Source organism: Stenotrophomonas maltophilia (assembly GCF_003970865.1).
GTDB classification, from domain to species: Bacteria; Pseudomonadota; Gammaproteobacteria; order Xanthomonadales; family Xanthomonadaceae; genus Stenotrophomonas; species Stenotrophomonas maltophilia_AR.
Window position 1 is genome coordinate 64,470 of the sequence record NZ_RXLZ01000016.1, and the last position, 8,441, is coordinate 72,910.

Annotated in this window: 10 protein-coding genes; all 10 read right to left on the reverse strand. The window is 67.1% G+C overall.

Annotated features, from left to right (window positions below; genetic code table 11):
• Positions 1-130: 130 nt before the first annotated feature.
• The 10 genes from ptsP to lptA all read right to left on the reverse strand — a co-directional run bounded on the left by ptsP (position 131) and on the right by lptA (position 8,415).
• On the reverse strand, positions 131-1,900 hold the full coding sequence (ptsP, locus tag EKL94_RS07440) for a phosphoenolpyruvate--protein phosphotransferase (RefSeq protein WP_126928596.1): 1,770 nt from the start codon (positions 1,898-1,900) through the stop codon (positions 131-133).
• A 2-nt stretch (positions 1,901-1,902) separates the two neighbouring features.
• Positions 1,903-2,172 (reverse strand): HPr family phosphocarrier protein, encoded by a 270-nt coding sequence (locus EKL94_RS07445; protein ID WP_005408385.1) that lies wholly within the window; start codon positions 2,170-2,172, stop codon positions 1,903-1,905.
• On the reverse strand, positions 2,165-2,557 hold the full coding sequence (locus EKL94_RS07450) for a PTS sugar transporter subunit IIA (RefSeq protein ID WP_010483657.1): 393 nt from the start codon (positions 2,555-2,557) through the stop codon (positions 2,165-2,167). The genes EKL94_RS07445 and EKL94_RS07450 overlap by 8 nt, the downstream gene beginning before the upstream one ends.
• Positions 2,558-2,971: 414 nt before the next feature.
• A complete protein-coding gene (rapZ, locus tag EKL94_RS07455) occupies positions 2,972-3,856 on the reverse strand; it encodes an RNase adapter RapZ (RefSeq protein ID WP_032130190.1) in 885 nt (294 codons plus the stop codon).
• 27 nt (positions 3,857-3,883) lie between these two features.
• Entirely contained in the window at positions 3,884-4,834 is a 951-nt protein-coding gene (gene hprK / locus EKL94_RS07460; protein WP_004147299.1) for an HPr(Ser) kinase/phosphatase, read from the reverse strand.
• A complete protein-coding gene (locus EKL94_RS07465; RefSeq protein ID WP_032130191.1) occupies positions 4,831-5,283 on the reverse strand; it encodes a PTS sugar transporter subunit IIA in 453 nt (150 codons plus the stop codon). Before EKL94_RS07465 ends, hprK begins: the two co-directional genes overlap by 4 nt.
• A 21-nt stretch (positions 5,284-5,304) precedes the next feature.
• A complete protein-coding gene (hpf, locus tag EKL94_RS07470) occupies positions 5,305-5,622 on the reverse strand; it encodes a ribosome hibernation-promoting factor, HPF/YfiA family (protein WP_004147311.1) in 318 nt (105 codons plus the stop codon).
• Positions 5,623-5,680: 58 nt separating this feature from the next.
• On the reverse strand, positions 5,681-7,105 hold the full coding sequence (locus tag EKL94_RS07475) for an RNA polymerase factor sigma-54 (RefSeq protein WP_126928597.1): 1,425 nt from the start codon (positions 7,103-7,105) through the stop codon (positions 5,681-5,683).
• Positions 7,106-7,144: 39 nt separating this feature from the next.
• Positions 7,145-7,864, reverse strand: a complete 720-nt coding sequence (gene lptB / locus EKL94_RS07480; protein WP_126928598.1) for an LPS export ABC transporter ATP-binding protein — start codon at positions 7,862-7,864, stop codon at positions 7,145-7,147.
• Positions 7,864-8,415: a lipopolysaccharide transport periplasmic protein LptA gene (gene lptA, locus EKL94_RS07485; protein WP_126928599.1), complete on the reverse strand. Its 552-nt coding sequence runs from the start codon at positions 8,413-8,415 to the stop codon at positions 7,864-7,866. The genes lptB and lptA overlap by 1 nt, the downstream gene beginning before the upstream one ends.
• Positions 8,416-8,441 lie beyond the last annotated feature (26 nt).

An 8,441-nucleotide genomic window follows, 5' to 3' on the forward strand; every position in this document is an offset into this window, starting at 1 on the left:
CGCGTCATTATCGCAAGGGGATGTTTCAACGCATAGCCGCCGGGCGGTGGTAGTGCCGGCCGCTGGCCGGCAATCGTCCCCATCGAAGCCCGTGAGGTTGCCGGCCAGCGGCCGGCACTACCCCTGGTGCTCAGGCCGTATCCGCCACCAGCGCCAGCCAGCGCTCGATCGCGCGGCGGTCGCGTGCGGCCAGCAGCTTCGGTGCACGCGCACGCAGCGTGGCCAGGTCGGCCTCGCGGATCGCGCGGCGCACCTCCAGCAGTGTGCCGGGGTGCAGGCTGAACTCGCTCAGGCCCAGCGCCAGCAGCAGCGGAGTCATCCGTGCATCACCGGCCATCTCACCGCAGACCGCCACCGGAATGCGATGCCGCGCGCCGGTATCGATCACCATCTGCAGCAGCCGCAGCACGGCCGGATGCAGCGGCGAATACAGCTCGCCCAGTGCCTCGTTGTTACGGTCGGCGGCCAGCAGGTACTGCACCAGGTCGTTGGTGCCGATCGACAGGAAGTCGACCAGGTCGATGAAGCTCTCCAGCGCCAGCGCAGCGGCCGGCACCTCGATCATCGCCCCCAGCGGCACATGGTCGGACACCATGTGGCCTTCGCCACGCAGCTGCTCGGTCAGCTTGAGCATGCGCCGGCGCACCGCCAGCAGTTCCTCGCGGGTGCTGACCATCGGCACCAGCACGCGCAGCTTGCCGTAGGCCGAGGCGCGCAGGATCGCGCGCAGCTGGGTGTCGGCCACCTTCGGCCGTGCCAGCGACAGGCGTACCCCGCGCAGTCCCAGCGCCGGGTTCTCTTCATTGCTCAGGGTCAGGCCGGTGCGGTCGGCCTTGTCCGCGCCCAGATCGAGCGTGCGGATGGTGACCGGTCGCCCGCTCATGCCCAACGCGGCATCGCGGTAGGTCTGGAACTGTTCTTCTTCGTCCGGCAGCTCGTTGCGCTGCAGGAACAGGAATTCGGTGCGGTACAGGCCCAGTCCCTGCGCGCCCAGCGCATGCGCCTGGGTGACGTCCTCCAGCGATTCGGCATTGGCCAGCAGGGCGATGTCGACCTGGTCGCGGGTACGGCTGGGCTTGCTGCGCAGGCGGCCGAGCTCGCGCTGCTCGCGCGCATGCTCTTTCAGGCGCGCGCGGTAGTCACGCAGGTTGTCGGCCTGCGGGTTGGCGGTGATGCTGCCGTCGGCGCCATCGATGATCAGCACGTCGCCATCGGCGATGCGGCTGAGCAGCTGCGGCACGTTCACGATCAAGGGCAGGTGCAGGCTGCGCGCCAGGATCGCGCTGTGCGACAGCGCGCTGCCGGCGGCGGTGACGATGCCGACCACGCCCTGTGCCTGCAGCTGTGCCAGCTCGGACGGGGCGATGTTGTCGCAGACCAGGATCTCCCCGGCCAGGCCCTTCATTACCGGCGGCCGTTCGGGCTGCAGGAAGGCGTGGATGCGGCCGATCACATGGTCCAGGTCGTCCATGCGGCTCTTCAGATAGGCATCGTCCATGCCATCGAAGACCTTGGCCAGGCGGTCACGCTGCAGGCGCAGTGCGTAGCCGGCACTGTAGGGGCCGCTGCGGATCAGTTCGTCCAGCCCGAACAACAGCTCGGGATCGTCCAGCAGCAGGGCATGCAGGTCGAGGAACTCGCCCACTTCCTGGTTCAGGGCGCCATGCAGGCGCTGGCGCAGTTCGTGCATTTCCGTGCGCGCGGCATCCACCGCCCGGTGCAGGCGGGCCAGTTCGGCCTCGACCTGATGGACGGCGACGCGCTGCTCGGCCACTTCCAGCGCATGCGGCAGGCGCACCCGCGCCCGGCCCATCGCCGCGCCACGGGCAGCACCGTGCCCGGCCAGCAGCTGTACCGGCCGTTGGCCGGAAGGGACCTGGCCGGCGCGCGCGCGTGGCACGCTCAGCTGTCCTCGTCGAAGCGGCGTTCGAACAGGCCGACCACCGCTTCCATCGCGGCGGCTTCGTCCTCGCCGTTGATGCGCACCGTGACCGGGGTGCCCTGGCCGGCGGCCAGCAGCATCACGCCCATGATGCTCTTGGCGTTGATCTCACGGCCCTTGGCGGCCATGGTCACGTTGCAGCGGAACGGCGCCAGGGTCTGCACCAGCTTGGCGGTGGCCCGGGCGTGCAGGCCCAGGCGGTTGCTCACGGTAAGTTCTCGTTCAAGCATCGTCGACTATCGCTCCATTACGGGTACCCGCCGCGGCTGTGGCGGGCAGTTGATCCAGTCCCTGTTCCGGATAATTCATCACCCGCAGCAACATCGGCAGGCTCAGCGCCGACACCCGGCGAACCGGGGTCCCCAGCCGGGCCAGCTGCCCGGCAAGGTTGGCGGGGCTGGCGCCGTACAGGTCGGTCAGGATCAGCACACCTTCACCGCCATCGACCCGCCGCAGAGCGGCCGAGGCAAGCGGGAGAAGAGCGTCCAGGTCTGCGTCGAACGGTACTTCGAAAGCTTCGGTTTTCAGCGGCAATTGCCGCAGGAGCCGGGTCGCCACGTCAAGCAGGGCGGTCCCGACCCCGGGATGTGTTACGAGGAGAATGCCACAGGTCATTACTGCACGTTAACAGGTCAAGGTGAATCGGCGATAGCAGCAGATGAGGGGCACTGTGTCCCGTATTCAGTGTTGCTCGCAGGGGAGCCCTTTCCCGTTGAAAAAGAGATCCGACGCCATCCGTTTTTCGATGCCTGACAGCGATTCATCCACGCATGGCGTGGATCCATCGTGTCGACCAAGGTCGACACCCACCAACAGCACACGGAATCTGTCAGAGGCGGGGCGGTGTGGGTATGCAGGACCGTTGGCGCCATGGATGGCGCCATCGAGCCCCCAGGGACGGGTTCACGGCGTGTCCTGCATACCCACACCGCCCTGCCATCCCACGGAATGCCGCTTTTGCTGTTGCTGTTGCCGGCCAGCGGCCGGCACTACCCGCGGGTGCCGGGCGCAGCCCGGCCGCCCCCCCCCTCAATCCTGTTCGCGGTGGTACGTCGCCACGTCTTCCCAGCCCATCTCGCGGGCATGCCGGGCCAGGCGCTCGGCCAGGAACACCGAACGATGCTTGCCGCCGGTGCAGCCGAACGCCACGGTCACATAGCTGCGGGTGCCATCACCCAGCTTCGGCAGCCAGGTATCGAGGAAATCCATCAGCTGGGTCAGGTAGCGCTGCACGTCCGGCTGCGCTTCCAGGTAGTCGCGTACACCCGGTTCGCGGCCGCTGAGCGCGCGCAGGTCCGGGTCCCAGTGCGGATTGGGCAGCACCCGCGCATCGAACACGAAGTCCGCCTCGGCCGGCACGCCGCGCTTGTAGGCGAACGATTCGAACAGCAGCGACAGGCCGGTGGCATGGTCCATCGTGAACTCGGTGATGATCCGCCGCCGCAGCTGATGCACGTTGAGGTTGCTGGTATCGATCACTGCATCGGCCTCGCGGCGCAGCGGTGCCGTCAGTTCACGCTCGCGGGCGATCGCTTCGGGCAGCGACAGGCCCAGCTGGCTCAGCGGATGGCGGCGGCGGGTGTCGGCGTAGCGCTTGAGCACGGCCTCGTCGCTGGCCTCGAAGAACAGCACCTTCACTTCCACGCCGGCGTCGGTGGCCAGCTGCCGCCAGTCGCCCAGCTGGCTCAGGTCGGCCTGGCCGCGAACATCGATGCCTACGGCCAGGCGGCGTGGTGCGCTGCCGTCGTGGTTGGCTAGCAGGCTGCGCACGAAGTCGGGCAGCAGATTGATCGGCAGGTTGTCCGAGCAGTAGTAATCCTGGTCCTCGAAGGTCTTCAGGGCGACGGATTTACCCGAGCCGGACAGGCCGCTGACGATGATCAGGGTCGGGGCGGAGGGGGTGACGGTGCTCATGGACAGGCTCTTCGAAGGGCAGGGGAATCAGGGTGTTCGCCGTTCCAGCAGGTTGCTGTGGCGGGCAATGAACATGGCCGCCGGGTCGATGCCCTTGGTGCGCAGGATGTGTAGGCGGGTGGCCGCCTCGGTCAGCACGGCCAGGTTGCGGCCGGGCATCACCGGCAGGGTGATCAGCGGTACGTCCAGGTCCAGCACATGGCGGGTGCCCGAATCGCCGGTCAGGCGCTCGTAGCCATGCGGGGTGGGTTCGGTCATCGGCTTGGTCAGGTGGACGATCAGCCGAAGGTACTTGTTCTTCTTTACAGCCGTGTCGCCGAACATCTCGCGCACGTTCAGTACGCCCAGGCCGCGGACTTCCAGCAGGTCCTGCAGCAGTTCGGGACAGGTGCCATCGAGCACGTCGGGCGCGATCTGGGTGAATTCGGGGGCATCGTCGGCGACCAGGCGGTGGCCGCGGCTGAGCAGTTCCAGTGCCAGTTCGCTCTTGCCCGACCCGGCCTCACCAGTGATCAGCACGCCGATGGAATAGATCTCCATGAACACGCCATGCAGGATCACCCGTGGCGCCAGCGTACGCGCCAGGTGGTAGGACAGGTGGTTGAGCAGTTCGTGGCCGCGCTTGGGCGACAGCCACAGCGGTGTGCCGGATTCATCCGCGGCGGCGCGCAGGTCTTCCGGGCAGGGCTGGTTGCGGGTCAGCACCAGCGCCAGCGGATGCGACTGCATGATCTTCTCGATGGTCTCCCAACGCTGGCGCGGTTCCAGCGCATCCAGCCAGGACAGTTCCTCGGTGCCCAGGATCTGCACCTTGTTGGGGTAGATCGCATTGAGGTAGCCGGCCAGCGAGGGGCGCCGCGAGACCGTGTTGCCGGCCTCCAGCTCGCGCTTCTCGCCGGACTTGCCGGCAGCCCAGCGCAGCCCCAGCCGCTCGCGCTGCTGTTCGAACAGTTCACGGGCGGTGATGCTGGTATTCATGCGGCGCTCGCAGGTGGGGTCATGTCCAGCGCCTCGCGCAGCGCCCGGGCATCGCCCGCTTCGCGCAGGGCCTGGCGGATGTCCGGCGCCGAGAACAGCTCGGCCAGCTCGGACAGCAGCATCAGGTGCTGGTGGGTGTAGTGGGCGGGGACGGCCATGGCGAACACCAGGTCCACCGGCTCGTCGCCACCGAAGTCGACCGGGGTGGCCAACCGCAGCAGGGCGCCGCGGGGGCGGTCCAGGGTTGGCGCGCGGCCGTGGGGGATGGCGATGCCGTGACCGATCGCAGTGCTGCCCAGCGCTTCGCGCTGGCACAGGTTCAGATAGATCTGTTCGGCGTTGGCCTGGCGGCAGGCCAGCAACCCGGCGGCGGCCTGCAGGACGCTGTCGCGGTCGGTGGCCGTGCAGAGCTGGGTCTGCACGGCCGCCAGGAGGTCAGTCAGGGGCATGTCTGCGGGGAACGGTGGCGATCAGCCACCATTGTCGCCCACCGGCAGCGGTGCGTGCTGCTGTTTTTTCTCCTTGTGCTTGATCACCAGACGGTCAAGCTTGTCCGCAAGCAGGTCGATCGCGGCATACATGGTCTGGGCATTGGCCTCGGCGTGCAGGGTCTGGCCGGGAATGTTGAGGCTGGCGTCGACGTGGTGTTCGGTCTTCTGCAGCTTGAGGGTCACCCGCGCTTCGCAGTGCTGGTCGAAGTGTTTGCCGATCCGGGCCAGCTTCTCCTCTACATAGGACTGCAGGGCCGGGGTGACTTCGACATCTTTGCCAAACGTTTCGATGCGCATCGGGTTTCTCCTGTGTTCGGATGTGCCAATGAACCTCTCCGCCGGGCGCGGCGGCGCGTCAAGCGATTCTGACCCTTTCGTGCGAGGCGGAAATGTTCATGGCTTCACGATACTTCGCCACGGTGCGTCGCGCTACTGGAATTCCCGACGATTTGAGCAGGTCAGCCAGCTTGGCGTCAGAAAGCGGCTTGCGCGGGTTCTCATCGTCGATCAGGCGCCGGATCATCGCCTGGATGGCGGTGCTGGACGCCTCGCCACCGCCCTCGGTATCGATGCCCGAGGCGAAGAAGGCGCGCAGCGGCAGGGTGCCTCGCGGGGTACGCACGTGCTTGCGGGCGATCGCGCGTGAGACCGTGGATTCGTGCAGGCCGAGCTCGGCGGCGATCTCGCGCAGGGTCAGTGGACGCAGCGCCTGTTCGCCGAATTCAAGGAAGCCGGCCTGCTGCAGGATCAGGCTGCGCACGACGCGCAGCAGGGTTTCGCCACGCTGCTGCAGTCCTTTCAGCAGCCAGCGCGCTTCCTGCAGCTGGGCACGCAGGTAGCCGGCATCGGCGTCGCCACAACGTCGGATCAGCTGTTCGTAGCCGCGATGGATCACCACCTTCGGCCCGGCATGCGCGGCCAGCGCAGCGCGCCACACGCCGTTCTGCCGCCACACCACCACGTCCGGCACCACATAGGTGTCCTGCGACAGCGGTGCGATCTGCGTGCCCGGGCGCGGGTCCAGCGAGCGCAGCAGCGCCACGGCAGTCTCGACCTCGTCCAGCGGCTGCTTCAACTCGTGGGCAAGCCCGGCGACGCCGCTGCGCGGCAGCCGTTCCAGCGGGCCTGCGGCAATCTGTCGCGCCAGCGCCAGTCCCGGCGTGTCGGCAGGCAGCACATCCAGCTGCAGCTGCAGGCATTCGCCCAGCGTGCGTGCAGCCACGCCGACCGGGTCGAAACGCTGGATGCGATGCAGCACAGCGAGGATCTCGTCCTCGTCGGCGTGGATTGCCGGCAACAGGGTGTCGGCGATGGTGGCCAGCGGCTCGCGCAGGTAACCGTCATCGTCCAGTGCATCGATCAGTGCGGCACCGATGCTGCGATCACGCGAGGACAGATGCGACAGATGCAGCTGCCACAGCAGATGGTCGGCCAGTGTTTCGGTTTCGGCTACGCGCTCGGCAGCGCTGCCGTTGTCGTCGTCATCGTCGAAGCTGCCGCCGCTGCCGGCCGCGCTCCAGTCCAGTTCGGCCGGTGCCCAGTCGTCACCGGCATCGCTGCGTTCTGCGGGGGCGTCACTGTCGTTGCCATCGCCGCCTTCGTTGGCGGCGCTGCTGCTGTCACTGCTGTCGGCCCAGTCCAGCAGTGGATTGCTTTCCACCGCCTGGGCGATTTCCAGCTCCAGCTCGGTGGTGGACATCTGCAGCAGCTTGATCGCCTGCTGCAACTGGGGCGTGAGCACCAGTTGCTGTCCCAACGATGTCTGCAGCCGAGTCTTCATGCCTGTGCCGAAAGGAAGGAAAGGGACCCGGCGACTGCTTCACAGCTTGAAGGAATCCCCGAGGTAGACGCGACGCACGTCGGCATTGTCCAGGATCGCTTCCGGCGAACCCTGGGCCAGTACGCTGCCCTCGGCGAGGATATACGCGCGGTCGCAGATACCCAAGGTCTCGCGCACGTTGTGGTCGGTGATCAGCACGCCGATGCCACGCTGCTTGAGATGGGTGACGATGCGCTGGATCTCGCCGACCGAAATCGGGTCGACACCGGCGAACGGTTCGTCGAGCAGGATCAGGCGCGGCTGCGCGGCCAGGGCACGGGCGATCTCGCAGCGCCGACGTTCACCACCGGACAGGCTGGCGCCGAGCTGGTCGGCGACGTGGCCCAGCTGCAGTTCGTCGAGCAGGCTGTTCAATTCGCGCTCGCGGCCCTTCGAATCAAGGTCCTCGCGCAGTTCCAGCACCAGGCGGAGGTTGTCGGCCACGGTCAACTTGCGGAATACCGACGGTTCCTGCGGCAGATAGCCCACACCCTGCTTGGCGCGGGTATACATCGGGTCGCCGGTGATGTCCTTGCCGTCGAGCACAATGCTGCCGGCATCGGCGGCAACCAGGCCGACAATCATGTAGAAGCAGGTGGTCTTGCCGGCGCCGTTGGGGCCGAGCAGGCCGACCACTTCACCGGCGTCGAGGGTCAGCCCGAAGTCCTTGACGACTTCGCGTTGCTTGTACTTCTTGCGCAGGCCCTTGGCGACGAGCATTACTTCCTGCTCCCGGCCGGCTGTGCCGGCGTGGTGGCCTTGGGCTGTGCCGCAGGCGCGGCCGGGGTCTTGTTCTTCGGCGGGATGACGGTACGCACGCGGCTGCCGTCACCACCGGAGTTCATTTCGCCGGTGCGGGTGTTGTAGACCATGCGCTGGCCGGCATTGGTGCCGCGCGCGCTGGTGACCTTGTAGTTGCCGGTCAGGGTGATGATCTCGGTCTTGATGTCGTAGTCGATGCGGTCGGCCACGGCATCCATCCAGGTGCCGTCATCGAGCTGCTGTTTCATCTTGGCCTGCTTGCCGGTGAACACCGCGCGCACGGCTTCGCCGTCCTTGAGGTAGATCTCGGCCTCGGACGAGCGCAGGTCCAGCGTGCCCTGGGTGATGACCACGCCCTGCGACAGCACGGTCTTGCCGTCGCCGGTGAGCGTGCCCGACTGGGCGCCGGAATCGATGTGCATGTCTTCGTTGCGGTCGGTGGACTTGGCGAAGGCGGCGCTGGGGACAAGAAGACCAAGCGCGAGTACGGCGGCAAAGGGAATCTTCATCGGCTGTCCCTTTTCCACATCTCCGG